Genomic DNA, 26,593 nt, shown 5'->3' with positions numbered 1-26,593 from the left:
ACTACTTGAAGAACATGTAGACCCACCCGGCAAACATGGGCACCATCACAGCGATACTGGATGCCACCAGCCAGCGTACATAGCGGCTGGCCGCATCGGCCCCTTGCCGTTTCAGTGCCCACGCATGCACAGGCAAGACCAGCAGGGCCTGCAGGAACAAGGCCGCCATTGCGCCAAGCCAAAGTGGAAACACACCCAGGCAGCCGTCACTCATGCAATAGGTCGCGAACCACGACCCCCAGCCTGCCAGGCCGATCATCGGCAGGAACATGACGATGGCAACAGGGCGGGTGAACTGGGACGCTTGCATGCAGGAGCCGATCCGTTCCGTGGCTGCCCAGAATATAGGATCCACACCGGAATGCGGTTGCCGTGGATCGGCCGGGAACTGGACGGGACGTGACCTGTAGACGCGGCGCCACGGCAGGGTAGAATCCGGCCAGCGCAGCCCGCGCGTGCTTGGCAAGGATGTCTGCATGCTGCACCACCTCTCGTTGGGTGTCCGCGATCTCGAGCGTGCAGGTCGCTTTTACGATGCCGTTCTTGCAGCACTCGGTTACCGCCGCGTCTTCGAAGACGACACCGCGATCGGCTATGGCCTGGTCGAGGATGAAGACCTGTTGTGCCTGAAACTGCGCGACGATGCGGTTGCGCCGGGACCTGGCTTCCATCTGGCGTTGACGGCAACTACGCGTGCGGCCGTTGATACCTTCCATCGTGCTGCCTTGGCCACCGGAGGCCAGGACAACGGACCTGCCGGTCTGCGCCCGGACTATGGCGAGCGCTACTACGCTGCGTTCGTGATCGATCCAGATGGCCATCGCATCGAGGCGGTGACCAAGGCGGCGGCATGAGACACGGACGCCAGCCCGTTTCGATGACGGGCAGCCGCAGCAGCGAAGCGATGCGTGCACGTCGGCAGCTGCAGCATCGTGGCTGGCCGCGGCTGCAGATGGCCGTGATTGTCGTGCTGACCGGTGCCGCCGGATTCCTCGCCTCGCACGTGCTGCGCCTGGCAGGCATGGACGCGATGCTGCTGCGCTATCCACTGGCCGTGCTGATCGCCTATGGCGTGTTCCTGCTGCTGATGTGGGTCTGGATCCGGTGGCGCTGGGATGCGGTGGCCGATGGGTTGGGCTCCGCGCCCGGCGGCGGTGACAGCCAGGCATCGCCGTGGACCGGCAGCGGCGGGCATTCCGGCGGTGGTGGCGCGTCCGCCTCCTGGGGCGAAGCCGCAGCGTCCTCCAGCGCGAGCGCCGACAGCGCATCGTTGCTGGACGTGGCCGACGGCGAGGCAGGCCTGCCGTTGCTGGCCATTCTCGGCGTCATCGCGCTGGTGGCTACAGTGCTCGTGGCCAGTGCCTGGGTGGTCTGGTCGGCGCCGGTGCTGATGGCCGAGCTGCTGGTGGATGCGGCCATCGCCGGGGGGCTGTACAAGCGGATGCAGGGCATGCAGGCGCAGGGGTGGTGGCGGCTGTGCCTGTCCCATACGATCTGGCCGCTGCTGGGCCTGCTGGTGTTTTTCGCCGGGCTGGGCTGGCTTGCGCAGCAGTTGGCGCCGGATGCGGTCAGCCTGATGCAGGTATTCAAGGCGTTGTAACAGGATCTGCCACGACGTTTAATATCAATCACACGCAAGGAGAAGCGCATGGATGTCGCTGCACGCAGGAACAGGAAGTTCGTTCGTTGGCTGATGGTGGCGATGTTCGCCCTGTTGATGCCCTTCGCGGTGCTGGCCCAGTCCGGGCCTACGGCCACCCCGCCCACAACAGATGCGGCCGCCGAAGAAGCCCAGTGCCGCGCCTGCACCTATGAACGCATCGGGCACAAGGTCGACATCGGCCTGGTGACCTTGGTGTCGCTGCTGGTGGTCGGCCTGCTGGTGGCCATTTCCCGCGAATGGGGGACGACTTCGCAGCGCTGGACCTGCCGCACGATGGCCCTGCTGCTGGTGGGCATCGGGGTGGCCCTGCTGTGGTGGGCGGGCAGCATCATCTACCTGGGCTATAACCCGTGGCAGGAGGACGCCGCTCCGCTGGATGCCGCGTTGGCCTCTACACTGCTCAGCACGTCGCCGAAGTGGCTGGCAGGGCTGTTGATGATGGGTTTCGCGCCCACTGTCTGGCGGCGCAGCGAGCGCCTGCCGTCCTGGCGCATTGCATGATCCAAGGGGCGCCGGGCGATGCCCGGCGCTCCCCTTGTGAATCAGTCGAAGCGCCAGCGCACGCCTGCATACACGCCGCGGCCTTCACCGGGCGTCGAGCGCGCCACGTCCTTGCCGGCATCGTTGTAACCGGGGGTGACGGTGGCGGCGTAATGGCGGTCAGCGATGTTGCGCATCTCCGCCCACAGCTGCCAGCGGCCGCCCGGTGCGTCGTAACCAATGCGACTGCCGAAGATGACGTGGCTGTCCGCCCAGTAGCTGTTGGCGTAGTCCACCGCGATGCGTGAGGCGTACTCGGTGTTCAGTGCGGCATACAGGCCCGAGGCGTGGTCGAAGCGCAGTTCGGCCTGGTAAGCGTGGCGCGGCAGGCCGGGCAGGCGGTTGCTGCCGAAGCGCGTGTCATGGCGATAGCGGAAATCGCTGAAGGTGTACGCCTGGCGCAACGACAGACGGCCCGGTGCAGCCTGCCACAAGGTGCTATCCAGACCGGCCTCGATGCCACGGTGCACGGTGGGGCTGGCGTTGTTCTCAGCGATGAACAGGTTCGGCACCGGCTGCAGTTCCACGCTCAGCAGCTCGTGGTTCACGCGCGCGTAGTAGCCGGTCAGTTCCCAGCGGCCCAACGGCGCGTCGCCGCGTGCGCCGAGTTCTAGCGTGGTGGCGGTCTGGTTCTGCATCGGCACCGGCGCGCGCTGGCGGCCGGTTGACGGACCATTGCCCGCGCCGAAGTACTGGTTCGAGCCCCAGATCATCGACCACGGATGCGGCGCTTCCACCGAACGACTGAGGTTGCCGAACCACTGCGTCTGCGGCGTCTGCTGCCAGGTGAAGCCCAGCCGCGGCGCGTAGTCCCAGTCGTGGTCGCGCAGGCGCCCGCCGCTGCTCGGCCAGGTGACCTGCACATCGCGGCGGGTGTTGATCAGTGCAAAACCGGTCTGTACGCGCAGGCGATCATTCACGGCCAGGTTGTTGCCGATGTGCAGCGTGCTGTCGGTGCCGTGGTGGCGGAAATCGCGCGTGCGGGTGCCGGCGGCATAACCGTTGTTGGCAAAGCGCAGCGACTCGCGCACATCGGCATCCAGGTCGTGGGTAACGCGCAGGCCGATGGTGGTTTCGCTGTCCAGGCCGAACAGCATGTGGCGGCGGCGGTAGTCCAGCGTGGCATTGAGGTTGGCGTAGTCCAGCTGCTGGCGGTACAGGCTTTCGTTCAAGTCCATCGGATACTTATGATAGACCAGCCCAGCCTGCAGCGAGGAATCCTCGTCGATCTGCAGGGTGGTGATATTGCCCACCCAGGTGCTGCCCGGTTGCGGACGGCGCGCATCGATGGCCAGGTTGGCCGCGTTCGCCGCGCGCGGATCATTGCGGATCTGCTCGCGGGTCAGGCGCCCGGGTGTCTCGTGGTTGGTTTCGCGGTAGCGCACGAAGAAGCGGGTCTGCAGATCGGGGGTGATCTGCCAGCCGATGTTGGCCATTGCGCCCTTGCCATCGCCGGCCGCATGGCGCTGGTAGCCATCGAATTCGGTATCGGTATAGGCCAGGAAGTAATCGACGTCACCACTGGCGCCGCCCCAGCTGATCCCGCGCTTCTGGTAGCCGCGGCTGCCGGCTTCGTAGTGCAGCTGCACGCCCGCCGAGTCGCGACCGCTGCGGCTGATGTAGTCGATGGCCCCGCCCAGTGCCAGCGCGCCGCGTTCGAAGCCGTTGGCACCGCGCAGCACTTCCACGCGTGATAGCCACAACGGTTCCAGCAGTTCGTAAGGTGTGCCGCCCGGGCCGGACAGTGGAAGGCCGTCGATCGATACCGCGATGCCGGAAGCATGTGCACCCGGGCCGCGGTTGATGCCCGAGCCGCGGATCGACACCTTGGTGCCTTCGTTGCCCGGCGACTGCGCGCTGATGCCGGGTTGATAAGCCAACACGTCGGCGCTGCTCGACAGGCGGCTGTCCGCCTTGGCCACGTCGATCACGTTGCTGGCGCCCGGCACGCGCTTCAGCGCCTCGCGCGCCTGCGCGCTGGCATCGGCGGCAGTGACCCGCACCGCGTCCAGCGTGGTGGCCTGAGGCGCGGCGTGGGCGGTGGTGGAAAGGCCAAGCAGGATGGCCAGCGACATCGGGGAGCGGGTGGGGCGGTGCGGCAGGAAGGGCATGCGGACAGTCTGTAAACCAAAAAACAGGCGCGCAAGTTAACAGGTCGGGTGCGGTACGTCACCCCCGGCAGGCCGGGAATCGGCTACATCCCAGGAACAACTCGCCAGTAGTCCGGTTCTTGCGCTCAACCAGCGGCGCAGCGCACTTCCGGCAGGTCGCGGCAGTTGCGGCTTGCGTGGGCGTTGCCAGGGTTGGCTCCAGCCGTTCCAACGGTTCGGTGATCGGCCGAGTCTGCACTTCGCGGATCATCCGCAGTAGCTCGGCGCCGGGCACCAATGCGACGGGTTTGCCCGCCACGAAGGCTTGGGCATCACGGCTGAACTTGCCCGAGCTGACAACCATTGCCGCGTCCGCCTTGTGGTGCGCGAGCAGCCCGTACATCTCGCGCACGACCGCCACGCCTACCTGCTGCCGTCGCCATTGCTTGCATTGCACCAGCGTGCGCTTGCCGTTGCGTCGCAGGATCAGGTCGATGCCACCGTCCGCGCCGCCCAGTCCGGTTTCTTCGACTGCATAGCCTTGGCGCCGGAAGGCTTCGCCGACAAGAAGCTCGAAGTTTCGCCAGCCCGTCGTGGCCAGGCTTTCCAACCCGGTTCGGGTATCCAGCAGCTGGCGTCGCTTATAGGCGCCAGCCAAGGAAAGCAAGGTGGCAAGCATGCAGATCGCCAACCAGGCCCAGGCAAATACCGGTTGGGCAAGAACCTGAAGGAGGATGTCGCCAGTGGGGGCAGTGACAGGTTGGCGCCAAGCCGGTAACAACCAGCGCAGAGTGGCGAAGCCGAGCCCGCCCACCGCTGCGTTGATGTACCACGGCCATGTGGCCATGACATCCAGAAGACTGTTGCGCCTGCGTCCCATGCATTTTTCTCCGACGTGCTCGCCATTGTTCAGTCGAGCCTTACGATTGGTTTTCCGGTGTGCCTCACAGCAAATTCCAGTAGAAGAGGCTCGACTCTACAAAGCGGATTTCACCAGTGCTTTTGATTTGGCGAATAGCGTTTTGGCCATCTCAGCGTTACCGAGCGCAGCATGGCATTCGGCAAGGCTGTCCCAGGCATTGGCCGAGGTGGGATACAGGGCGGTGTTGAGGGCGAAGACCTTCAGCGCGGGCCGGTTGCCCAGATTGTTGCGGATCGCGTAGCCGGTTGCATTGATGGCCCGCTCCAGTTCGTTGGATGCAATGCCACTGCTTTCGCTCAGCCACGCACGCAGGCTACTTTCACTGCTGCTGTCGCCGGTCAAGGCATAGCCGATCAAACGTTCGGACAGTGCCGCATGCGGAAACTCGCCTGGCGCAGCCACTGCCATCGTGCTGTCCACCAGAGTGCTCGACCAGGCATTGCGGGCGCTGCCATTGGTCAGGTACACGAACACCCAGTAGCCGCTGGCCAGCGTGCCCTTGAAGGCCAGCCGCGCGCGCACGCGGGTGCCACCATCGTGGCCGACCTGTGTATAGCCATCGCTGCGGGTCGTATCCCAGCCGGTGGAGAAGAAGTTGCTGCCGCCGCCGGTCAGTGTCTGTGGCTGCCACAGCGCTTCCAGCGTGGCCGTGCGCACCAGCTTGCCGGTCGCCAGCGCCTGCAGGAAACGGTTCATGTCGCCCACGGTGGTTTGCAGATCGGCGTGGCCCAAGCCGTAGTTCGGCCATGGATCTTCATTGGCCGGCTGCAGCTGGCCTTCCTTGCCGATGTACGGCACCGCCGCGCGCTGCGCCGGCACGCTGGCCGCTCCCCACGAGGTGCTGGTCATTTTCAGCGGCTGCAGGATGCGTTCGCGTGCAATGACCGGATAGGGCTTGCGGTACTGCGCCTCCAGCAACGCAGTCAGCATCAGGTAGTTGGCCTGCGTGTACTGCACGCGGCTGCCGGTTCTGAACTGCAGCGGTGCCGAACCGGCCACCTTCAACGCAGCAGCAAGATCGGGCGCCACGCCCGGGTAACCTTTGCTCACCCAGCGGTTGTCCACGCGGTCGTAGTATTCGCCGATGCCAGAGCTGTGGTTGAGGAAGTCACGCACGTGGATGACCTGCCACGCGGTCGGCAGGTCCGGCACATAACGACTGGCGGGGGCATCCAGATCCACCTTGCCCTGGTCCACCAGCTGCATCACCAGCGTGCTGGTCAGCAGCTTGGCCATCGACTGCGCGGCGAAGATGGTATCGACGGTGGCAGGCGCGTGGGTGGCCGGGTCGCGTTCACCACTGGCGCCCTCGTACAGCACGTTGCCGTTGTGTGCGACCAGTACCGCCTGGCCGGCAATGCCGTAGCGCTCGCGGTTGGCCTGCAGTTGGGTGTCGATCTGATTGGAAAGATCGCCGGCAGGTTCAAGCGCCGAAACGGGTGGGATCGCAAATAGCGTGCAGAGCAATGCAGCAGCCAGGGTGCGGTACATCGCGGTGATCCGTCAGCGGTGATGGCGCATCTTGGTCACGGCGGGAGTTGGGGTCAAGCCGGCCCTGTCCTTTGCTCCACGCAGGAACATAGGGGAGCAGGAATGGAGCAGGGCGGAAGCCTCTGGTAGTAGGTCTGTCGCGATTGCCCCTTCTTGCGCGCGAGGCCTTCAGATACAACGTCGGTCCGGAAGCGCGGCGATCTTGGATCAATCCCCAGCCGGATAGACCCGTCCATTGAAGGTCTGTTGACCGCGTCACCACCTCGTACCACTGTGACTGCCGGATCGAGTGAATCTGCGGTCGCCGGCAAGTGGAAGCAAACAATGGCCAAGCCCCGCGAATTCAAAAAACTGGTGGCATACCTGCAGAAGATTCCTGCGATGTCCGAGCCCATCCACTGGCAGCGCTGCGACGGTGGAACTTGGTATGTCGGCTTTTCGCTTGCCTTGGAACACCCGCTGGCGTGGAGCGCGGTGCAGGAGTTGGCGTATGTGCTCAACACGCTTTCTATGTCGGAGCTTCTGCCCACTCGTTTCCTGCCCACGGCGCCACCGCCCTATCTAAATGGTCCCGCATGCTGGTATCTGAGCTGGCGCATCGAATCGACGCTACCCGGCATCAAGCCTGATGAGGTGCTTGAGTGGCTTGAAGGACGATTGCCACAACCGGTAGATGATGAATCGAAGTGGATCCCGTCCATTGTCGAAGAGTGCGAATCACCTGACGATGAGGTGTGAGCGGGCGGGCCGTGTCGACCACAGCTTGCCGCGGTTCATGGCGCATCAGATGTTGGGTCGCGTCATTCCACGTTGACGAGATTGCCTCGTACGGAGAGGACAATGGACGACGATCAGGACTTTGCACTTTTCATCGAGACTTTCGGCGAAGCCAGTGGGCACGCGGCGGTTCCAGAAACCAGCTTCACCAGGTGGGCGGGTATCTTGCCTGAGTCGCTATTGATCTACTGGCGTCGGGACGGATGGGCGAGCTATGGCAACGGACGGCTGTGGACGGTGAATCCAGAGGAGTACGGAGGCCTGGTGGGTGCATGGTTGGCTGGTACGCCTTTTCCCCTGATCGATACCTACCATGTGTTTGCCAGAAGCGGGTTTGGACGGTTCTACCTGTGCGGCGAAGCATCAGGCGCTGGCTTGAGCATCGATCCGATCCGCAGTGAAGTGTCTGCTCTTCAGAACTGTTTGAGACACAAGTCTCTTGGACAACAGGATGGTGGTATCAAAGCCTTCTTCGCGTGCGCGGAGCTCGACGATTTTGATCTGGCAGATGAGGCCGAAGAGCTGCTTTTCGAAAGGGCCTTGAACAGGTGCGGGCCCTTGCTGGCAGATGAAATGTACGGATTTGAGCCAGCCCTGGCATACGGCGGCGAAGCATCCATCAGCAATCTGCGCAGGCTCAAGCTTCACCCGCACCTGCATATGCTGAGGGAGTTCGCCGCGCCTGCGTTTCCACGCTATGCCATTGATGTGAAGCCGCTGGCCCGGAAGTGAATTGAAGGCCCCCAATCATGTAGAGCCGAGCCCATGCTCGGCTGTCTTTCGGTCAGGCGTCGTGAAGCCGGGAAAATTGAGCCGAGCAGTTGCACTGCTCCAAAGAGTTCGGTCGGTAACACTGGTCATACTTGGCCGTTCTTGGTGCCAATGCCACCGTTACCAGGGTGCGTGCGTACAATCGGATACCACTCCGCTGATGCGCCGGTGCAAGTAATGCCAGGTTCCGCCAACGAAGCTGTGATGAAAGACCAACTTCTGGACAAGCTGTTGCGGGCTTCGCGAATGCTTACTTCAGAAGAAGTTGCTGCATTTGACCGGACGGTTCAGGCGCTATCAGGACTGGAATTCTCCAATCGAGAGCTGGGAGTCCTCTTTTCGATATTCGCCGATGACACTCCGCATCATGAAGTCATGTGGGGGCTTCTTCATCTCGTCGAGACAAGTGACAGCGAGATTTTGATTTCTGCGCTTGTCCAATCAGCTCCGTACATGCGTCGCGTGGCACCAGAATGGTTGGAGACGTTCATCTGCAGATTTCTGAATAGTGATCTACATAGAGATGTGTTGATTGCCTGCCTGAAGAACATGGTTTCGACGAAGGGCGCAGCAGAAGTCGTCGCCTTGATCGAAGCGCTGAAGGACGATACGTCGGACAGTATCCGAGTAAGGGCATCGGTGGTCGCTTCGGCACTGATGTAGCTGTGCGAGCGCAGACCAAGGTCGGCATTTACCAGAGCGTCCCAACACCAGGTGGAGCGGACAGCAGCAGGTGACACGGGAGTTCCAGGTGGCGCCGGGCGATGCCTGGCGGCACGGGCAATGCATCGGGCGGTGGCGGCCCCCCGCCCGCCCTACCCGGGTGTGGGGTCAGCCGAGGATTCCCGGCAGATCCAGACCCTTTTCCTTCGCGCACTCAATCGCGATCTCATACCCCGCATCGGCATGGCGCATCACGCCGGTGGCCGGGTCGTTCCACAGCACGCGTGCAATGCGCTTGGCCGCCGCTTCAGTTCCATCGCAGACGATCACCATGCCGGCGTGCTGCGAGAAGCCCATACCCACGCCGCCGCCATGGTGCAGTGACACCCACGTCGCGCCACTGGCGGTGTTGAGCAGGGCATTCAGCAGCGGCCAGTCGGACACAGCATCGGAGCCGTCGGCCATCGCTTCGGTTTCGCGGTTCGGCGAGGCCACGCTGCCACTGTCCAGGTGGTCGCGGCCGATCACCACCGGCGCCTTCAGTTCACCGTTGGCCACCATCTCGTTGAAGGCCAGGCCCAGTCGATCACGATCGCCCAGACCGACCCAGCAGATGCGCGCCGGCAGGCCCTGGAACTTGATCTTCTCGGCGGCCATGTCCAGCCAGCGGTGCAGATGCGGGTTGTCCGGAATCAGCTCCTTCACCTTGGCATCGGTCTTGGCGATGTCTTCCGGGTCGCCGCTCAGCGCCGCCCAACGGAACGGGCCGATGCCACGGCAGAACAGCGGCCGGATGTAGGCCGGCACGAACCCCGGGAAATCGAACGCATCCTCGACACCTTCTTCCAGCGCCATCTGCCGCAGGTTGTTGCCGTAATCCACGGTAGGCACGCCCAGCGAGTGGAAACCGAGCATGGCGCGGATGTGGTTGGCCATCGACGCACGCGCGGCCTTTTCCACTTCCTTCGGGGCGGTCACGCGCTTGGCATCCCATTCTTCCACCGTCCAGCCCTGCGGCAGGTAACCGTTCACCGGGTCGTGGGCGGAGGTCTGGTCGGTCAGCAGGTCCGGCTTCACGCCGCGGATCAGCAGTTCGTCCAGCACGTCGGCAACGTTACCGAGCAGGCCCACCGACAGCGGCTTCTTGGCGGTGCACGATTCTTCGATCAGGCGCAGGGCCTCATCCAGATCGTCGGTCCAGGTATCCAGGTAGCCGGTGCGCAGGCGCATCTCGATGCTGCTCTTGCGGCATTCCACCGCCAGGCAGGAGGCGCCGGCCATCACCGAGGCCAGCGGCTGCGCGCCACCCATGCCGCCCAGCCCGCCGGTGAACAGCCACTTGCCGGCCAGGCTGCCGTTGTAATGCTGGCGGCCCATTTCCACGAAGGTTTCGTAGGTGCCCTGGACGATGCCCTGTGCGCCGATGTAGATCCAGCTGCCGGCGGTCATCTGCCCATACATCGCCAAACCTTTCTTATCCAGCTCGTTGAAGTGATCCCAGTTGGCCCAGCGCGGCACCAGGTTGGAGTTGGCGATCAGCACGCGCGGTGCATCGGCATGGGTGCGGAACACGCCCACCGGCTTGCCCGACTGCACCAGCAGCGTCTGGTCATCGTCCAGGCGCTTGAGGGTTTCGACGATGGCGTCGAAGCTCTCCCAATCGCGTGCGGCACGGCCGATGCCGCCGTACACCACCAGCTCCTGCGGCCGCTCGGCCACGTCCGGGTGCAGGTTGTTCATCAGCATGCGCAACGGTGCTTCGGTGAGCCAGCTCTTGGCGGTGAGCGTGGTGCCGGTCGGTGCGGCAATGGTGCGGGACGGGTCGTTGCGGGTCATGCGGCGCTCCGGTTCGTAGCGAATTCAAGGCAGGCATTGAGCACCTGCGCCAGGGTGTGGCGCAGCGGTGCGGCGTGATCGGGGTCGAGCGGGGTGGGCCAGCTGTGCTCGTCCACCTGGTCGGGTAGTGGTTCGTGCATGTAGCCGCGGCAGGCCAGTTCCATCTGCAGGCTGTGCACACCACCGGCAATGCTGCTGTAGTGGCGGGTGATCCAGCCGCCCTTGAAGCGGCCATTGCGCACCTGGCTCATGCCGCTGAGCGCCAGCAGGTTCTCCACCACATCGCTCAGTGCGTTGTCGCAGGAGGTGTCCGGTGCACCGGACGGCCCGGCGGTGCCGAGATTGAACTGCGGCAACTCGCCCTCGAACAGGTGCGGGATGTGCGAACGGATCGAATGCGCGTCGTACACCACCACGGTGCCGTGCCGCGCACGCAGGCGTGCGATCTGCGTGGCCAGTGCGTTGTGGTACGGCGCGAAATACGTGTCGCGCCGCCGGGCGATCTCGGCGTCATCCGGCTCGTGGCCGGCGTGGTACAGCGGCTGGTTGTCGAAGGTGGTCAGCGGGCACAGGCCGGTGGTGTTCTGGCCCGGGTACAGCGATACGCCGCTGGGGTCGCGGTTGAGGTCGATCACCGAACGCGAGATGGCCGAGCGCACGGTGGTCGCGCCCATGCCGCGTGCGAAGTCGTACAGCTCATGCACCCACCAGTCGGCATCGCGGCGCGCCAACCACGGCGAGTGGAAATCGCCGATCAGGTCATGCGGCAGCTCGCTGCCGGTGTGCGGGAAGCTGACGATCAGCGGGGCATCCCCCTCGTGTACGGTCAGCCATTCGGGATGGCCGTTCATGCCTGCGGTTCCACCGTGGGCAGCAGCTCGGCCAGGCCCTTGGCCAGCGCGCCGCTGCGAACCAGATCGGTCGCGATCACCATGTCCGGGTGGAAGTAGCGATCTTCTTCCAGCGTCGGCACCTGTGCACGCAGCGTGGCGCGCACGTTCTCCAGTGCGTTGCTGGAGCGCAGCGGCGCATGGAAGTCGCAGCCCTGCGCAGCGGCCAGCAGCTCGATGCCGATCACGTTGGCCGCGTTCTCGGCCATCTGCATCAGGCGGCGTGCACCGTGCGCGGCCATCGACACATGGTCTTCCTGGTTGGCTGAAGTGGGAATCGAATCGACGCTGGCGGGGTAGGCGCGCTGCTTGTTTTCCGACACCAGCGCAGCGGCGGTCACCTGCGGAATCATGAAGCCGGAGTTCAAACCCGGGCGCGGGGTCAGGAAGGCCGGTAGGCCGGACAGCGCAGGGTCGACCAGCATCGCCAGGCGGCGCTCGCTGATCGAACCGATTTCGCACACAGCCATCGCCAGCATGTCGGCGGCGAAGGCCACCGGCTCGGCGTGGAAGTTGCCGCCGGACAGCGCCTCACCGGTGTCGGTGAACACCAGCGGGTTGTCGGACACGCCGTTGGCTTCGATTTCCAGGGTGGTCGCAGCCTGGCGCAGGATGTCCAGCGCCGCGCCCATTACCTGCGGCTGGCAGCGCAGGCAGTACGGGTCCTGCACCCGCACGTCGTTGTCGCGGTGCGATTCGCGGATGCCCGAATCCTGCATCAGCGTGCGCAGGGTGGCGGCGGTGGCGATCTGCCCACGCTGGCCACGCAGCGCATGGATACGCGGGTCGAACGGCGTATCCGAGCCCTTGGCCGCTTCCACAGACAGCGCGCCGGTGACCAGTGCGGCCTGGAACACGGTTTCGATCTCAAAAAGGCCGGCCAGTGCGTACGCGGTGGAGAACTGGGTGCCGTTGAGCAGGGCCAGGCCTTCCTTCGCGCCCAGTTCCACCGGCTGCAGGCCGGCGCGAGCCAGTGCGTCCATGGCGGGCAGGCGTTCTTCGCCGACGAAGGCCTCGCCGACGCCGATCATCACGCTGGCCAGATGCGAGAGCGGTGCCAGGTCGCCCGAGGCACCGACCGAGCCCTGCGCCGGCACCACCGGCAGCACGCCCTTCACCAGCATTGCTTCCAGCAGCAGCAGCGTTTCCTCGCGCACGCCGGAAGCACCCTGGGCCAGGCTGACCAGCTTCAACGCCATCATCAGCCGCACCACATTCGCCGGCATCGGCTCGCCCACGCCCGCGGCATGCGAGAGCACGATGTTCCGCTGCAGGGTGGCCAGGTCCTCGCGTTCGATGCGCACGCTGGCCAGCTTGCCGAAACCGGTGTTGATGCCATACACCGGTGCGCCCTTGGCGACGATGGCAGCCACCGTTGCGGCACTGGCACGCACCGCCGGCAACGCGGCCGGGTCAAGCGACAGCGGCGCACCGCGATACGCCTGCCGCCACTGGGCGAGGGTGACATGGCCGGGGCGAAGAACCAGGGTGTTGCTCATGTGTTGCTCCAGGAGGCAGGCAGGTCGGGCTGTCCGCGCACCACGCGCGCGTGCAGCGGGTTGAATCCAATGCGATAGACCAGGTCGGCGGGGGCGTCGATGTCCCAGATCGCCAGGTCGCAGTCCATGCCGACGGCCAGGCGGCCGATGCGCTCGCCATGGCCCAGCGCACGAGCCGCTTCACGGGTGAAGCCGGCGATGCACTCGTCCACGGTCAGGCGGAACAGGGTGGCGCCCATGTTCATTGCCAGCAGCGGGCTGGTCAGCGGCGAAGTGCCGGGGTTGCTGTCGGTGGCCAGTGCCAACGGCACACCGGCCGCGCGCAGCGCAGCGATCGGCGGCAGGGTGGTATCGCGGGTGAAGTAGAACGCGCCCGGCAGCAGCACGGCGACGGTACCGGCGGCGGCCATCGCGGCAATGCCGGCGTCGTCCAGGTGTTCGATATGGTCGGCCGACAGCGCACCGAAACCGGCCGCCAGTTCGGCGCCATGCTGGTTGCTCAGCTGTTCGGCATGGATCTTGATCGCCAGCCCATGCGCACGCGCAGCGTCGAATACCTGGCGGGCCTGCGCCGGCGAGAACGCGATGTTCTCGCAGAAGATGTCCACGGCCTCAGCCAGGCCTTCTGCAGCGATGGCCGGAATCATCACCTCGCACACCTCATCGGTGTATTCCTGCGCCTCGCGACCGGGCGGCACCGCGTGCGCACCGAGGAAGGTCGGCACCACGTTCACCCGGCATTCCTCGCCCAGCGCGCGGGCCACCTGCAACTGCTTGCGCTCGTCCTGCAGGGTCAGGCCGTAGCCGGACTTGATCTCGATGGTGGTTACGCCTTCGGCGCGCATCGCCAGCAGGCGCGGCCGGCTCTCGTGTGCCAACTGCTCTGGCGAGGCAGCACGGGTGGCGCGCACCGTAGAGACGATACCGCCACCGGCACGGGCGATCTCGGCATAGCTCACGCCCTGCAGGCGCTGCTCGAATTCGTTGGCGCGGTTGCCGGCGTAGACCAGGTGGGTGTGGCAATCGATCAGACCAGGCGAGATCCATCGGCCTTCGCCGTCGATGCGGGTGGTCGGCTGCAGTTGGGCTTCGCTGCCGGCGGGGCCGACATGCACGATGCGGCCATCGGTGGCGGCCAGTACTCCATCGCGCAGGACACCCAGGCCCTCGCCATCGAGGGTCATCAGGTGGACGTTGGACCAGAGGGTATCGACGTGCATGGCATCCACAACGCAGTTGTGCTTATATGTCTATACAATATAGGCGTCCAATTCGGGTTGTCCAGCCATGTCCGATTCGCGTTCCGCGCACTCCTTCCATGCCGCCCACGCCCTGCTGGCCGACGGCTGGGCCGCCGACGTCCGCCTGCAGGTGCAGGACGGGCGTATCGCCGAGGTCACGCGTGGGCAGGCTGCGCAGCAAGGCGATACCCGCGTGGGCATCCTGGTGCCGGGCCTGCCGAACCTGCACAGCCACGCCTTCCAGCGCGGCATGGCCGGCCTGACCGAGATCGGTGGTGGCGACGGCGACAGTTTCTGGAGCTGGCGCGAACTGATGTACCGCTTCCTGGCCCATCTGCGCCCGGACGCAGTGCACGCCATCGCCGCCCAGGCCTACATGGAAATGCTGGAAAGCGGCTTCACCCGTGTCGGCGAATTCCACTACCTGCACCACGATGCCGATGGCCGCCCCTACGCCGATCGCGCCGAGATGAGCGCGCAGATTGCAGCTGCAGCCGCGCAGACCGGCATCGGCCTGACCCTGCTGCCGGTGTTCTATGCACACGCCGATTTCGGTGGGGCGCCGCCGAACCCGGCACAGCGCCGCCTCATCCATGACGTCGAAGGGTTTGCGCAGCTGCTCGATGGCGCCCGCACCGCGCTGGCCACGCTGCCCGATGCGGTGCTGGGCATCGCCCCGCACAGCCTGCGCGCGGTGACGGGCGAGGAGCTGAGCGCACTGCTGCCGCTGACCGATGGCCCGATACACATCCATATTGCCGAGCAGGTACGCGAGGTCGAGGCCTGCCTGGCATGGAGTGGCCGGCGACCGGTGCAGTGGCTGTACGAGCATGCCCCGGTCGATGCGCGCTGGTGCTTGGTGCACGCCACCCACATCACCGACGACGAGCGCGCGCAGATGGTCGCCAGCAAGGCCGTGGCCGGGCTGTGTCCGATCACCGAGGCCAACCTGGGCGACGGCCTGTTCCCGATGCAGGCCTTCGCGCGCGAGGGCGGACGCTTCGGTGTCGGCTCCGATTCCAACGTGCTGATCGATGCCGCAGAAGAGCTGCGCCTGCTGGAATACGGCCAGCGGCTGGCCCTGCGAGGTCGCAACGTGTTGGCCCCGGATGCCGGCCGCAGCACCGGGCGCTTCCTGTTTGAAGGGGCATTGCAGGGCGGTGCACAGGCGCTTGGCGTGGCTGCCGGCCTGCAGGTGGGTGCCAGCGCAGACATGGTTGAACTGGATGCCGCGCACCCCGCGTTGCAGGCGCGACACGGTGACGCATGGCTTGACAGCTGGGTGTTCGCCGCACGTAATGGCGCGCTGCGATCGGTCTGGCGCCATGGCCGCCAGTGCGTGGCCGAGGGCCGCCACCTGCAGCGCGAGGCCATCACCACCGCCTTCGCCGCTGCCCTGCGTGGCGTGCTGGGCTGATCGCCTCCCACCATCGAGACCCCACCACGTGAAGGCCAGCAAGTCCGCCACGCTCAACCAGCGCATCCGCAGCGACCTGGAAAGCCGCATCCTCAGCGGGGAGTGGGCGCCGGGCTTCCGTATCCCGTACGAGCACGAACTGATGGAGCAGTACGGGTGCTCGCGGATGACAGTGAACAAGGTGCTGACGGCGCTGGCCGAGAGCGGCATGATCGAGCGCCGCCGCCGAGCGGGCTCCTTCGTGGCTCGGCAACCACCTCACCTGGAGCAGGTGGCGCTGGAGATCCCGGACATCGCGATGGAGGTCGGCTCGCGCGGACATCAATACGGCTACCGGCTGCTGCAGCGTGAACTGCGCCTGGCCGAGGCAGCCAATGCCGGCGAAGTGGAACTGGCCGGCAGTGAGCAGTTGCTGGCGATGCGCTGCCTGCATCTGGCCGATGGCCGGCCGCTGGCGCTGGAGCATCGCCTGATCAGCCCGGTCGGCGTGCCCGAGGTGCTGGAGGTGGATTTCAGCACCACCGCGCCGGGCAGCTGGTTGCTGCAGAACGTGTCGTGGACGCGCGCCCAGCACCGCATCAGCGCCTGGGGAGCCGATGCGCCCACCGCCAGGCTGCTGGACGTGAAACCCGGTACCGCCTGCCTGGTGATCGAGCGCCTGACCTGGCGCGGCGAACAGCCGATCACCCGCGTGCGTCAGATGTTCCTGGGTGATGCCTGGGATCTGGTCGCCCGTTTCGCGCCTGGGGCGCGATAGGGGCGAACCCACGCTCGGCTTCTTCCCAGGGCGCTTTCAGCCAAGCGGGAATGAATCGCCGTGAGTAGATCCACGCCATGCGTGGATGCGGTGCCGAGCAGCCGAGCTCGGCACCATCACGCCTCAGCCTATCAATACGTCGCGCACTGCCGCCAGCGCACCGGCTCATCCACACCGGGGCGGGCGTTGAGCTGCACGCGCACGTTGCGCAGGGCGGGGTAGCGCAGCACTTCCTGGCACACGCGTGGCCACACCGTTTCCAGTTCACCGGTGCGGTTGATGGCCAGCGTCTGCCGGGTCAGCCAGACGCCGCTGGCGATGCCGGATTGCCCCGCCAGCGCGCGGGCCAGTTCGGCCTGGTAGCGGTCCAGCGTGGCAGCGTCCGGGTTGGGATTGCTGCGCGTGTCGTCGCCATTCTGCGGCGCGGCTGCGGCGACCATGGGAGCGGGCGCATTCGCGGCGCTGTCCGGCGCGGCGGGCGTCGGCAAAGGACGTGCAGCCGGCGTTGCGACAGGTGCAACGGCCGGTGCCGGGATCGGGTCCGCGTGTTCCGGGCGCAGGCCCTGCAGGCCAAGCCCGACCAGCAGGCCCAGCGTCACTGAAGCCAGTGCGGCGATGGCAATGCGGCGCAGCGCCTCATGGCGGGCGATCGCGCGCACGCGGGTCTCAACATCGGCCGGCAGGTAGGGCTGCAGCAGTGGCCACAGGCGCGGACCATCGATTACTTCCACTGCCTGCTTTTCCGCCGCGCCCAGGCCATCGCGTTCAACCCGGCCTTCGGTGATCAGCATGCCGCCCTTGGCGCCTGCCAGTCGCGCGGCAGCACCCAGTTCGTTCACCGCAGCGGTGCCGATGCGATAGGCCAGGCCGTGCTTGCACGACACCCGCCAGGTGTTCGGTCCATCGCTGAGCAGGAAATCGCTGCTCGGCTCGCGGCTTTCCTCGCTCGGATCCTGCAGTTCACGCAGGCCGCGCTGCTCGCGCAGCATGCGCTTGATCAGCGTGGAAAACTCACGCCAGTGCATGCCCGCCAGAGCCTGCAGGCCCAGTTGCATTTCGGTACGTCGACGCTTGAACCACCACAGGTACACGGTGGCCAGGGTGCAGGTAAGCAGGGCCGACAGCAGGGCCAGAATCCAGGGAAGCATGCAGGGCGACGACGGAAGGGGCGAAAACGGAAGCCCACAGTGTAAAGGGCGGACCGGTTGATTGCGTCAGGGTGTTCCCGACAACAACCGTGATGCAGCCCGCAGATCCGCACGCGCCAGACACGAAAAAACCCGCCAATCCTGAAGCCGTGAGGGGAGGGAACAAACGGCAGCCGAAGCGATTGGCGGGTTCTACGCGATTGTCAACGAAAATTTATTGCGTTGCAACAAAGGCGGTTCAGGGCGTGCTGCCCGGCGACTGATGGCTGCCCGGCGAGGGGGCGTCCACGTCGGTGGAGGCACGGTGTTCGAGCTTGGCCAGGCGCGCGGTCAGGGCATCGATGCGGGCTTCCAGCGCGGTCACCTGATCGGCGGTCGGCACGTGCAGTCGCTTGAGTACGCCCTGCACCTGGTCATCGAAGGCCTTGTTGACCTTGTCCCAGGTTCCGGATGCCTTCTCGCGGGCTTCGTCCAGCGAGTGTTCGACGTTGTCGCGCCAGCCCGGTTCCTGCTCGCCGCTGCGTTCACGGCGGCGGGCTTCCCAGGCTTCGCCTTCCTTCACCAGGCCATCGAAGAAACGGCCTCCCTCTGCCTGCGCGCGCCCCAGGGCGCCCAGACCAGCCAGCCAGACCTGCTGTGCCGAATCGCTCAGCTTGCGCGAAAAGCGTTCTGCCTGGTCGCCGAAGCCGGCATCGTCGTCGCGGCGGTCGTCATTCTCGTAACGGTTCATTGCATTCCCCGTGGGAGTTGGGCCTACCCCCGAGAGTAGCGCGGCGCGCCGTTGCTGGGCCGTGATGGCCGCAGCGCAGGTTCAGCCCAGCTTTTCCTTCAACACGCGCTGGATCTCGCTTTCGACCATGCCCTTCATCGCCGACAGCAGGAAGCCCAGCTTGGCCGTGACCCGCACCGCGCCCGGCTGCAGTTCGATCGCACCGTCCACGCCACTGCCGGAGAAATTCAGCACGTCGGCGGCCCACGACGACTTCAGGCCGAAGCGTTCGCCCAGCTTGGCGGCAACCTGTTCGATCGCTTCACGTGCCTGGGTGTCGGGCAGGGTATGGGCGTGGCGGACATCGATGGTGGACATGCAGGCTCCTGGCGCAGGGCGGGGATCAATTGAGAGGGCCAGCATTGTGCGCATCGACAGCGCCTACGCCAAGCGCTCATCGCAGGTTCTTCTTCGTGGGCGGCCAACCTGCTAGTCTGCGCCGCGTGCAGAACCTGCTAGTTCACTTCAGTCAACAACAACAGCCCGACCAGCCCCTGCGGCCCGGGGTGCAGCGCATCGTGCGCCAGGCAAACGGCAGCGTGCGCCTGGGCGATGCCGGCAATGGCGCGCTGCTGCTCGCGCAGTTCTGCATGGACGACCGCGGCCTCTGGCTGCAGGTCGGCAACGGTATCCGTGGCATCCATGTGAATGGTCGCCCGGTGCGGCGCATGGCCCTGCTGAGGGCGGGCGACGCGGTCTACGTCGATGGCGTGGAAATGGTCCTGCAGGGCGAGGTCGACACCCTGCTGCAGGCACCGGCGCCGGCAGCCAGCGTCGAAGGCAGCGGTGACGAGCAGCGCCTGCTGCGCGGTGTGGGCGGCCTGCACCACGGCCGCAGCTACCCCCTGTCGCGCGCGCGGGTGATCGGCCGTGGCAGCGATGTCGACATCGAGATCGATGAGCCCGCCTTCGCCGAACAGCACGCGCGGGTGGAAGTCCACGGCGAGCGGGTACTGCTGCGCGACCTGGGCAGTGCCGATGGCACCCGGGTCAACGGCGTTGCCGTACGCCACTGCTGGCTGCAGGCCGGCGACCAGGTCGTGTTCGACGGCCAGCACCGGTTCGTGCTGGAAGTGCCGCACGACCCGCGCCGGCGACCGCCACTGGCCGATGACGAAGGCAGCGACGAAGCCGAACAGGCACCGGTGGTGCCGGTCGCCCCGCGTCGGGTGCGGCGCTGGCCGTGGCTGCTGGGCAGTGCGTTGCTGCTGGCAGCCGTGCTCAGCCTCCTGCTCTGGTTCGGCGCGCGCTGAATTCGTTCCGCCGGGCATGGCCCGGCGCTACCGCCCGGACCAACCCGCTTTGGGTAGTGCCGGCCGCTGGCCGGCAACCTCGGTGAACCAAGGTGATTGCAGTTGCCGGCCAGCGGCCGGCACTACCAGAGCCGCCGCGGCAATGGATACGGATGCAACCAAATTTCCCTTGCGCCACAAGGCCGCAAGGCTGGTGCAGTGCGGCATACTAGGGATCTTGCCCCACAGGTGTGCCATGACGCGCGCGTTCAACTTCAGTGCCGGCCCTGCAACGTTGCCGGAATCGGTCCTGCGCCAGGCGCAGGCGGAAATGCTGGACTGGCACGGTAGCGGTGCCTCCATCGTGGAAATGAGCCATCGCGGACCGGAATTCATGTCCGTGGCCGCCGAGGCCGAGGCCGACCTGCGTCGCCTGCTCGATATCCCCGAAGACTATGCGGTGCTGTTCCTGCCCGGTGGCGCCACCACCCAGCAGGCGTTGATCCCGCTCAACTTCGCCAGCCCCGGCCAGCGTGCCGACTACGTGGTCACCGGCCACTGGGGCAAGACCGCGGTCAAGCAGGCCAGCCCCTATGTGGACGTCAACATCGCCGCCAGCAGCGAGGCCGAGGGTTATCGCCAGCTGCCCGAACGCGCCGGCTGGCAGCTTTCGCCCGATGCTGCCTACGTGCACATCACCGCCAACGAGACCATCCACGGCGTCGAGTTCCGTGATGTGCCCGAGACCGGCAACGTGCCACTGGTGGCCGATTTCAGCTCGTCCATCGCCAGCGAGCCGCTGGATGTACGCCGCTACGGCATCATTTACGCCGGTGCGCAGAAGAACCTGGGTCCGGTCGGCATCGCGGTGATGATCATCCGTCGCGACCTGCTGGAGCGTAGTGGCCAGCCACGCGCGGACATCTTCGATTACCGCTCGCACGTCGCCCGCGATTCCATGCTCAACACCCCGCCCACCTGGAACTGGTACCTGGCCGGTCTGGTGTTCAAGTGGATGCTGGCCGAAGGTGGCGTGGTCGAGTTCGCCAAGCGCAACGCCGCCAAGGCCGCGCTGGTGTACGGCGCCATCGATTCCTCCGGCGGCTTCTATCGCAACGAGGTCGCCCATTCGGCGCGCTCGCGGATGAACATCCCGTTCTTCCTGCCCAGCACCGACCTTGATGCCCGTTTCGTCGCCGATGCCAAGGCCGCCGGCCTGCTGGCGCTGAAGGGTCACAAGGTGGTCGGCGGCATCCGCGCCTCGCTCTACAACGCCATGCCGCTGGCCGGGGCGGAGGCGCTGGTCGCCTTCATGGCCGATTTCCAGCAGCGTCACGGCTGAGCAATGAACGGCGCGCATCGTCGGGTGCGCGCCCCGCAACAAGGAATTCCGATGGCAAGCAAACCCAGCAAGAAGGCGTCGAAGAAGGCCGAGCCGGCCAAGGACAGCGCCACCTCCAAGCCCAAGGGCAAGTCGAAGGCAACCGCGGTGCCGACCCTGGCGCCACTGGCACTGGCCGATGTGCGTTCGAAGATCGACCAGATCGACCGTGACATCCAGAGCCTGATTGCCGAGCGCGCACAGTTCGCCCACCAGGTCGGCAAGGCCAAGGGCAAGCTCGCCGCCGCCGTCGACTACTACCGCCCCGAGCGCGAGGCGCAGGTGCTGCGCATGGTGGTGGATCGCAACGAAGGCCCGCTCAGCGATGAGCTGCTGGTGCACGTCTACCGCGAAATCATGTCGGCCTGCCTGGCCCAGCAGGAGCCGTTGAAGATCGGCTACCTCGGTCCGGAAGGTACCTTCAGCCAGCAGGCCGTGCTCAAGCACTTCGGCCGCTCGGCGCTGGGCCTGCCGATGGCCAGCATCGAAGAAGTGTTCCAGGAAGTGGAAGCGGGCAACGCCGATTTCGGCGTGGTGCCGGTGGAAAACTCGGGGCAGGGCACCATCCAGATCACCCTGGACATGTTCCTTACCTCCAACCTGAAGATCTGCGGCGAAGTGGAACTGCGCGTACAGCAGTACCTGATGTCGCGAAGTGGCCGCATCGAGGATATCGAGCGCGTCTACGGCCATCCGCAGTCGTTCATGCAGACCTCGGCCTGGATGCGCGCCAACCTGCCCAAGGCCGAGAAGATCCCGGTGGCCAGCAACGCCGAAGGCGCGCGCCGTGCGCGCAACGCCGACGATGCAGCGGCCATTGGCGGCGAGAGCGCCGGCCATGTGTACGGCCTGAAGAAGGTCGTCACCAAGCCGATCCAGAACGATGCCGACAACACCACCCGTTTCCTGGTGGTGGGTCGCAACATCTTCCCGACCTCCGGCCATGACCGTACCTCGGTGCTGGTGTTCATCCATGACAAGCCCGGCGCGCTGTTCGATGTGCTCAGCCCGTTCGCGCGCCATGGCATCAGCATGAACCGCATCGAGTCGCGTCCCTCGCACCACGGCAAGTGGGAATACGGCTTCTTCATCGACCTGGCCGGTCACATCGACGACGCGCCGATGCAGGCCGCACTGGCCGAACTGGAAGCGCACTCGGCGCAGATCAAGGTGCTTGGCTCCTATCCGGTAGCCGTGCCCTGATCCCTGCTGCGGCGGCTGCGGCCGCCGCCCCTGATGCACCGCCGGCGAGCCGGCGTTTACGGAACCATTCAACGATGAGCAACGCGCAGCACTGGATCGCCCGCAAGGGCCAGCCCCTGCAGGGCAGCCTGACCATTCCCGGCGACAAGTCGGTCTCGCACCGCTCGGTGATGTTCGCCGCGCTGGCCGATGGCACCTCGCATATCGAAGGCTTCCTGGAAGGCGAAGACACCCGCGCCACCGCGCGCATCTTCAGCCAGTTGGGCGTGCGCATCGAAACCCCCAGTGCGTCGCAGCGCGTCGTGCACGGCGTCGGCATCGATGGCCTGCAGGCACCCATTGCACCGCTCGACTGTGGCAATGCCGGCACCGGCATGCGCCTGCTGGCCGGCCTGCTGGCCGGTCAGGCATTCGACTGCACGCTGGTCGGCGACGAATCGCTGTCCGGCCGTCCGATGCGCCGCGTCACCGGTCCGCTGTCGCAGATGGGCGCGAAGATCGACACCGAGGAAAACGGCACGCCGCCGCTGCACGTGCATGGCGGGCAGACGCTGCACGGCATCGACTTTGCCTCGCCGGTGGCCAGTGCGCAGATCAAGTCCGCCGTGCTGCTGGCCGGCCTGTACGCGCACGGCGAAACCAGCGTGACCGAACCGCACCCGACCCGTGACTACACCGAGCGCATGCTGTCCGCGTTCGGCGTGGACATCGCTTTCTCGCCGGGCAAGGCCCGCCTGCGTGGTGGCCAGCGCCTGCGCGCGACCGATATCGTCGTGCCGGCCGACTTCTCCTCGGCCGCGTTTTTCCTGGTCGCGGCCAGCATCATTCCCGGCTCCGAACTGCGCCTGAAGCAGGTCGGCCTCAATCCGCGCCGTACCGGCCTGCTGCACGCGTTGCGCCTGATGGGCGCGGACATCACCGAACAGAGCCCGGCAGAGCAGGGCGGCGAACCGGTGGCCGATCTGCTGGTGCGCTACGCGCCGCTGAAGGGTGCGCGCATTCCCGAGGAGCTGGTGCCGGACATGATCGACGAGTTCCCGGCATTGTTCGTGGCCGCTGCTGCCGCCGAAGGCCAGACCGTGGTGACCGGCGCCGCCGAGCTGCGGGTGAAGGAATCCGATCGTCTGGCCGCGATGGCGACCGGCCTGCGCGCGCTGGGCATGCAGGTGGACGAAACCGAAGATGGCGCCACCCTGCACGGCGGCGTATCGCTGGGCAGTGGCACCATCGAAAGCCACGGTGATCATCGCATCGCGATGGCCTTCGCCATTGCCGGCCAGATCAGCCACGGCGAAGTGCGCATCAACGACATCGCCAATGTCGCAACGTCCTTCCCGGACTTCGACGGCCTCGCACGCAGCGCCGGCTTCAACCTGGCCTGATCGGGGGGAGTGCCGGCCGCTGGCCGGCATCTCGCGCGTCCCGCCAAAGGTTCATGGGGTTGCCGGCCAGCGGCCGGCACTACCGCTCTCCGGCAGGCGCAAAAAAAAAACGGAGGCCGAGGCCTCCGTTTTCATTTCAGGCGTCAGCCGGCGATCAACGCTGTTCGGTACGGAAATCCACCGGCACGCGTACCACGCTGGCCACCGCACGGCCCTGGTGCATGGCCGGCTCGAACTTCCAACCCTGCACGGTGTTCAGCACGGCACGGTCCAGGTCGCGGCTGCGCTCACCACTGCGCGACACGATCGCAGCGTCGGTCACGTTGCCACGCGTATCCACGTTCAAGCTGGCAACCACGCTGCCCTGCACGCCACTGCGCAGCGCGGCGGCCGGATAGCTGGGCTTGCTGTTGCTCGCCAGCGGACGCGCCTCACGGTTGCGTACGGCCGGGGCTGCCTTGCGCTCGCTCTGCGCGGGCACGGCCTGTCGCGCAGCCGGGGCGGGCGTGGCGGCAACCGACGTTTCCGTGGCCGGCAGCATGCGCTCGCTTACCGGCGCAGGCGCGACATCGTCATGGCTGGAGAAACGCAGCCAGACCAGTGCCGCGGCGAACATCGCCACGATCAGGGCCAGCCACAGCCAAGGGGAGGTCGAGCGCGGCTCGAGCGCGCCATCCTGCTGCAGTTGCGGCGAATGAAGGTTCTCGTGGGTGGTGGCAGTCATCGCAAACTCCTCACGTCAGTAACGACGCCCAGAGTGTTGCCCGAGGCGGCGTCGCAGCGTGTCAGCATTGCGTCAACGCAACCTGCAAGGTTCAGCTTTTCTGCGGGGAAGCGTTCAGTTACTGCGGCTTGAAGTCGAACGGCACTTCAATGCTGCCCGGCACCGGCTGGCCATTGCTGACTGCCGGGCTGAAGCGCCAGCGACGCACCGCGTCCGTTGCTGCACGGTCCAACTCGCGCGAACCGCTGCGCTGGATCACCGTCACGTTGTTGGGGTAGCCGGTGGCGTCCACCTCCACCCGCACCACCACGCTGCCCGCTTCACCGCGTCGCAGGGCGGCGGCCGGGTAGGCCGGCGGCGGCGACTGTCCGGCAATCGGCATCGGCTGCGCATTGGCGGTTGCCGGTGCCGCAGTGCCCGGCGCGGCCGGAGCGGGTTCAACCGTGGCCGGTGGCGGGGGCGGGGCGGTTTCCACCAGCTTCGGCGCATCTTCTTCGTCCGGCACCGGGGCCGGCTTGGCGTCTGGCATGTCGCTGGAACCTGCGGCTGCGGCCAGCGGCTCGGGCAGCGGTTCCACCTGGGCGGTTTCCTGCGGCGTCTGCGCGGCCGGGTCGGCACGGAAGAATTCCTTGTCGCGTCCGGTCAGCCAGACCAGTACGAACAGCAGGATGCCCACGCCGAAGGCGATGCCGGCGATCTTCAGGGCGTTGCGCGGGATATGCACGGTGAACGACTTGGCAGGCGACGGACGGGGAGCAGACATGGACCAGACCAGTACGGAATGCCTCGATTCTGCCACGGCCGGAATGAACCGGGCGGCAGAATTCCGTATAACAGGCGATAATCCCGTTCCTGTTACCCACCACGACGCCTGCCATGCTTGATCCAGCCCTGCTCCGCCACCAGCCCGCCGACCTCGCCGAACGCCTGCGCACCAGCCGCGGCTTCGAGCTCGACGTGTCTGCCCTGGAGTCACTGGAGGCCGATCGCAAGCGCATCCAGGTGCGTACTCAGGAGCTGCAGAGCCTGCGCAACAGCCGTTCCAAGGCCATCGGCCAGGCCAAGGCCAAGGGCGAGGACGTTTCGGCCATCATGGCCGAGGTTGCCGCGTTCGCCGATGAGCTGAAGGCCTCGGAAGTGGCCCTGGACGAGCTGCGCGAGAAGATCGACGCGATCTCCATGGGCATCCCGAACATTCCCGCCGAAGACGTGCCGGCCGGCACCGACGAGAGCGAGAACGTCGAGCAGTCGCGCTGGGGTACCCCGCGCCAGTTCGACTTCAAGGTGCTCGACCACGTCGAACTGGGCGCCCGCAACAAGTGGCTGGACGGCGAGACCGCCGCCAAGCTGTCCGGTTCGCGCTTCACCGTGCTGCGTGGCCCGATCGCCCGCCTGCATCGCGCCCTGGCCCAGTTCATGCTCGACCTGCACAGCGGCGAGCACGAGTACCAGGAAACCAACGTGCCGGTGATCGTCAACGCCGACAGCCTGTACGGCACCGGCCAGCTGCCCAAGTTCGAAGAGGACATGTTCATCACCCAGCTGGGTGAGCAGAAGCGTTACCTCATCTCGACCTCGGAAATCTCGCTGACCAACATCGCCCGCGACGAGATCCTCGACGCCGAGCGCCTGCCGCTGCGCATGACCGCCCATTCGCTGTGCTTCCGTTCCGAAGCCGGCAGCGGTGGCCGCGATGTGCGCGGCATGATCCGCCAGCATCAGTTCGAGAAGGTCGAGCTGGTTTCGATCTGCCGCCCGGAAGACAGCGACGCCGAGCACCAGCGCATGACCCGCTGCGCCGAAGTGGTGCTGGAGAAGCTGGGCTTGCCGTACCGCAAGGTGCTGCTGTGCACCGGCGACATGGGCTTCTCGGCCATCAAGACCTACGACCTGGAAGTCTGGCTGCCGTCGCAGGAGACCTACCGCGAGATTTCCTCGTGCTCAAACTGTGGCGACTTCCAGGCCCGCCGCATGCAGGCCCGCTGGCGCAACCCGGCCACCGGCAAGCCGGAGCTGGCGCACACCCTGAACGGCTCGGGCGTGGCCGTCGGCCGCGCGATGATCGCAGTGATGGAGAACTACCAGAACGCCGACGGCAGCATCACCGTGCCTGAAGCCCTGCGGCCGTACATGGGCGGCATCGAAACCATCGGCTGATCAGCCGGTAGCGCCGGGCCATGCCCGGCGGCCTTCTGAT

The 26,593-nt window shown here is 66.1% G+C and carries 26 protein-coding genes; 13 read left to right on the top strand and 13 right to left on the bottom strand.

The window, feature by feature from the left end; all coding sequences use genetic code 11:
- Position 1 precedes the first annotated feature (1 nt).
- Entirely contained in the window at positions 2-310 is a 309-nt protein-coding gene (locus AC07UW_RS13515; RefSeq protein WP_333622424.1) for a hypothetical protein, read from the bottom strand.
- A gap of 166 nt (positions 311-476) precedes the next feature.
- Between AC07UW_RS13515 and AC07UW_RS13510 the strand changes: the two genes are divergently transcribed.
- Genes AC07UW_RS13510 through AC07UW_RS13500 form a run of 3 tightly spaced genes read left to right on the top strand, consistent with a single transcriptional unit; the run spans position 477 to position 2,164 of the window.
- Entirely contained in the window at positions 477-854 is a 378-nt protein-coding gene (locus tag AC07UW_RS13510) for a VOC family protein (RefSeq protein ID WP_025876964.1), read from the top strand.
- On the top strand, positions 851-1,600 hold the full coding sequence (locus AC07UW_RS13505; protein ID WP_495212230.1) for a hypothetical protein: 750 nt from the start codon (positions 851-853) through the stop codon (positions 1,598-1,600). The genes AC07UW_RS13510 and AC07UW_RS13505 overlap by 4 nt, the downstream gene beginning before the upstream one ends.
- Positions 1,601-1,648: 48 nt before the next feature.
- Positions 1,649-2,164 (top strand): hypothetical protein, encoded by a 516-nt coding sequence (locus tag AC07UW_RS13500; protein WP_099784697.1) that lies wholly within the window; start codon positions 1,649-1,651, stop codon positions 2,162-2,164.
- A 41-nt stretch (positions 2,165-2,205) separates the two neighbouring features.
- On the opposite strand, the gene AC07UW_RS13495 is transcribed toward AC07UW_RS13500, so the two are convergent.
- The 3 genes from AC07UW_RS13495 to AC07UW_RS13485 form a co-directional block, all read right to left on the bottom strand.
- The gene (locus AC07UW_RS13495) at positions 2,206-4,314 is read right to left on the bottom strand and encodes a TonB-dependent receptor family protein (protein WP_223495570.1); all 2,109 of its coding nucleotides are present in this window, start codon (positions 4,312-4,314) and stop codon (positions 2,206-2,208) included.
- A 58-nt stretch (positions 4,315-4,372) separates the two neighbouring features.
- Positions 4,373-5,173, bottom strand: a complete 801-nt coding sequence (locus AC07UW_RS13490) for a restriction endonuclease (RefSeq protein WP_080148479.1) — start codon at positions 5,171-5,173, stop codon at positions 4,373-4,375.
- A 96-nt stretch (positions 5,174-5,269) separates the two neighbouring features.
- Positions 5,270-6,706, bottom strand: a complete 1,437-nt coding sequence (locus AC07UW_RS13485) for a serine hydrolase domain-containing protein (RefSeq protein WP_223495568.1) — start codon at positions 6,704-6,706, stop codon at positions 5,270-5,272.
- A 324-nt stretch (positions 6,707-7,030) separates the two neighbouring features.
- On the opposite strand from AC07UW_RS13485, the gene AC07UW_RS13480 reads away from it, so the two are divergent.
- From AC07UW_RS13480 to AC07UW_RS13470, 3 genes are all read left to right on the top strand, one after another.
- On the top strand, positions 7,031-7,444 hold the full coding sequence (locus AC07UW_RS13480) for a hypothetical protein (RefSeq protein WP_223495567.1): 414 nt from the start codon (positions 7,031-7,033) through the stop codon (positions 7,442-7,444).
- 102 nt (positions 7,445-7,546) lie between these two features.
- Positions 7,547-8,215 carry a GAD-like domain-containing protein gene (locus tag AC07UW_RS13475; RefSeq protein ID WP_223495565.1) on the top strand — a complete coding sequence of 223 codons (669 nt, stop codon included), beginning with the start codon at positions 7,547-7,549 and terminating at the stop codon, positions 8,213-8,215.
- A gap of 243 nt (positions 8,216-8,458) precedes the next feature.
- Positions 8,459-8,917 (top strand): Imm30 family immunity protein, encoded by a 459-nt coding sequence (locus AC07UW_RS13470; protein WP_223495564.1) that lies wholly within the window; start codon positions 8,459-8,461, stop codon positions 8,915-8,917.
- Between the two features lie 168 nt (positions 8,918-9,085).
- On the opposite strand, the gene hutU is transcribed toward AC07UW_RS13470, so the two are convergent.
- The 4 genes from hutU to hutI are packed head-to-tail and all read right to left on the bottom strand — an operon-like array spanning position 9,086 to position 14,362.
- Positions 9,086-10,753: a urocanate hydratase gene (hutU, locus tag AC07UW_RS13465; protein ID WP_495212229.1), complete on the bottom strand. Its 1,668-nt coding sequence runs from the start codon at positions 10,751-10,753 to the stop codon at positions 9,086-9,088.
- Positions 10,750-11,604 carry an N-formylglutamate deformylase gene (hutG, locus tag AC07UW_RS13460; protein ID WP_363732811.1) on the bottom strand — a complete coding sequence of 285 codons (855 nt, stop codon included), beginning with the start codon at positions 11,602-11,604 and terminating at the stop codon, positions 10,750-10,752. Before hutG ends, hutU begins: the two co-directional genes overlap by 4 nt.
- On the bottom strand, positions 11,601-13,142 hold the full coding sequence (hutH, locus tag AC07UW_RS13455) for a histidine ammonia-lyase (protein WP_312786299.1): 1,542 nt from the start codon (positions 13,140-13,142) through the stop codon (positions 11,601-11,603). Before hutH ends, hutG begins: the two co-directional genes overlap by 4 nt.
- Positions 13,139-14,362, bottom strand: a complete 1,224-nt coding sequence (gene hutI / locus AC07UW_RS13450) for an imidazolonepropionase (RefSeq protein WP_495212228.1) — start codon at positions 14,360-14,362, stop codon at positions 13,139-13,141. Before hutI ends, hutH begins: the two co-directional genes overlap by 4 nt.
- Positions 14,363-14,429: 67 nt before the next feature.
- Between hutI and AC07UW_RS13445 the strand changes: the two genes are divergently transcribed.
- Both AC07UW_RS13445 and hutC read left to right on the top strand, forming a co-directional pair.
- Positions 14,430-15,800, top strand: coding sequence for a formimidoylglutamate deiminase (locus tag AC07UW_RS13445; RefSeq protein ID WP_495212227.1), 1,371 nt, complete (start codon positions 14,430-14,432; stop codon positions 15,798-15,800).
- A gap of 28 nt (positions 15,801-15,828) precedes the next feature.
- Positions 15,829-16,557: a histidine utilization transcriptional repressor HutC gene (gene hutC, locus AC07UW_RS13440; protein ID WP_093819095.1), complete on the top strand. Its 729-nt coding sequence runs from the start codon at positions 15,829-15,831 to the stop codon at positions 16,555-16,557.
- A 131-nt stretch (positions 16,558-16,688) separates the two neighbouring features.
- Here the strand turns inward: hutC and AC07UW_RS13435 are convergent, their stop codons facing one another.
- The 3 genes from AC07UW_RS13435 to AC07UW_RS13425 form a co-directional block, all read right to left on the bottom strand.
- The gene (locus AC07UW_RS13435; RefSeq protein WP_312110778.1) at positions 16,689-17,705 is read right to left on the bottom strand and encodes a restriction endonuclease; all 1,017 of its coding nucleotides are present in this window, start codon (positions 17,703-17,705) and stop codon (positions 16,689-16,691) included.
- Positions 17,706-17,943: 238 nt separating this feature from the next.
- The gene (locus AC07UW_RS13430) at positions 17,944-18,435 is read right to left on the bottom strand and encodes a phasin family protein (protein ID WP_025876984.1); all 492 of its coding nucleotides are present in this window, start codon (positions 18,433-18,435) and stop codon (positions 17,944-17,946) included.
- Positions 18,436-18,516: 81 nt separating this feature from the next.
- Positions 18,517-18,792, bottom strand: coding sequence for a polyhydroxyalkanoic acid system family protein (locus AC07UW_RS13425; protein WP_025876985.1), 276 nt, complete (start codon positions 18,790-18,792; stop codon positions 18,517-18,519).
- 125 nt (positions 18,793-18,917) lie between these two features.
- On the opposite strand from AC07UW_RS13425, the gene AC07UW_RS13420 reads away from it, so the two are divergent.
- The 4 genes from AC07UW_RS13420 to aroA all read left to right on the top strand — a co-directional run bounded on the left by AC07UW_RS13420 (position 18,918) and on the right by aroA (position 23,672).
- Positions 18,918-19,727 carry an FHA domain-containing protein gene (locus AC07UW_RS13420; protein WP_025876986.1) on the top strand — a complete coding sequence of 270 codons (810 nt, stop codon included), beginning with the start codon at positions 18,918-18,920 and terminating at the stop codon, positions 19,725-19,727.
- Between the two features lie 235 nt (positions 19,728-19,962).
- Positions 19,963-21,048, top strand: a complete 1,086-nt coding sequence (gene serC, locus AC07UW_RS13415; protein ID WP_495212226.1) for a 3-phosphoserine/phosphohydroxythreonine transaminase — start codon at positions 19,963-19,965, stop codon at positions 21,046-21,048.
- A gap of 51 nt (positions 21,049-21,099) precedes the next feature.
- Positions 21,100-22,290, top strand: coding sequence for a prephenate dehydratase (pheA, locus tag AC07UW_RS13410; RefSeq protein WP_025878757.1), 1,191 nt, complete (start codon positions 21,100-21,102; stop codon positions 22,288-22,290).
- Positions 22,291-22,364: 74 nt separating this feature from the next.
- Positions 22,365-23,672, top strand: coding sequence for a 3-phosphoshikimate 1-carboxyvinyltransferase (gene aroA, locus AC07UW_RS13405; RefSeq protein WP_495212225.1), 1,308 nt, complete (start codon positions 22,365-22,367; stop codon positions 23,670-23,672).
- Between the two features lie 154 nt (positions 23,673-23,826).
- Here aroA and AC07UW_RS13400 read toward each other — a convergent pair whose 3' ends face one another.
- Both AC07UW_RS13400 and AC07UW_RS13395 read right to left on the bottom strand, forming a co-directional pair.
- Positions 23,827-24,396 (bottom strand): energy transducer TonB, encoded by a 570-nt coding sequence (locus AC07UW_RS13400; protein ID WP_495212224.1) that lies wholly within the window; start codon positions 24,394-24,396, stop codon positions 23,827-23,829.
- A gap of 118 nt (positions 24,397-24,514) precedes the next feature.
- Positions 24,515-25,159 (bottom strand): energy transducer TonB, encoded by a 645-nt coding sequence (locus AC07UW_RS13395; RefSeq protein WP_025878754.1) that lies wholly within the window; start codon positions 25,157-25,159, stop codon positions 24,515-24,517.
- A gap of 113 nt (positions 25,160-25,272) precedes the next feature.
- Here AC07UW_RS13395 and serS point away from each other — a divergent pair, with 113 nt between their 5' ends.
- The gene (serS, locus tag AC07UW_RS13390) at positions 25,273-26,553 is read left to right on the top strand and encodes a serine--tRNA ligase (RefSeq protein ID WP_495212223.1); all 1,281 of its coding nucleotides are present in this window, start codon (positions 25,273-25,275) and stop codon (positions 26,551-26,553) included.
- Positions 26,554-26,593: the final 40 nt, after the last annotated feature.

Source organism: Stenotrophomonas sp. GW821-FHT02D01 (genome assembly GCF_059421765.1).
The sequence above is the reverse complement of the archived record's forward strand: the minus strand, read 5'-3'. Positions and strand labels throughout refer to the sequence as shown.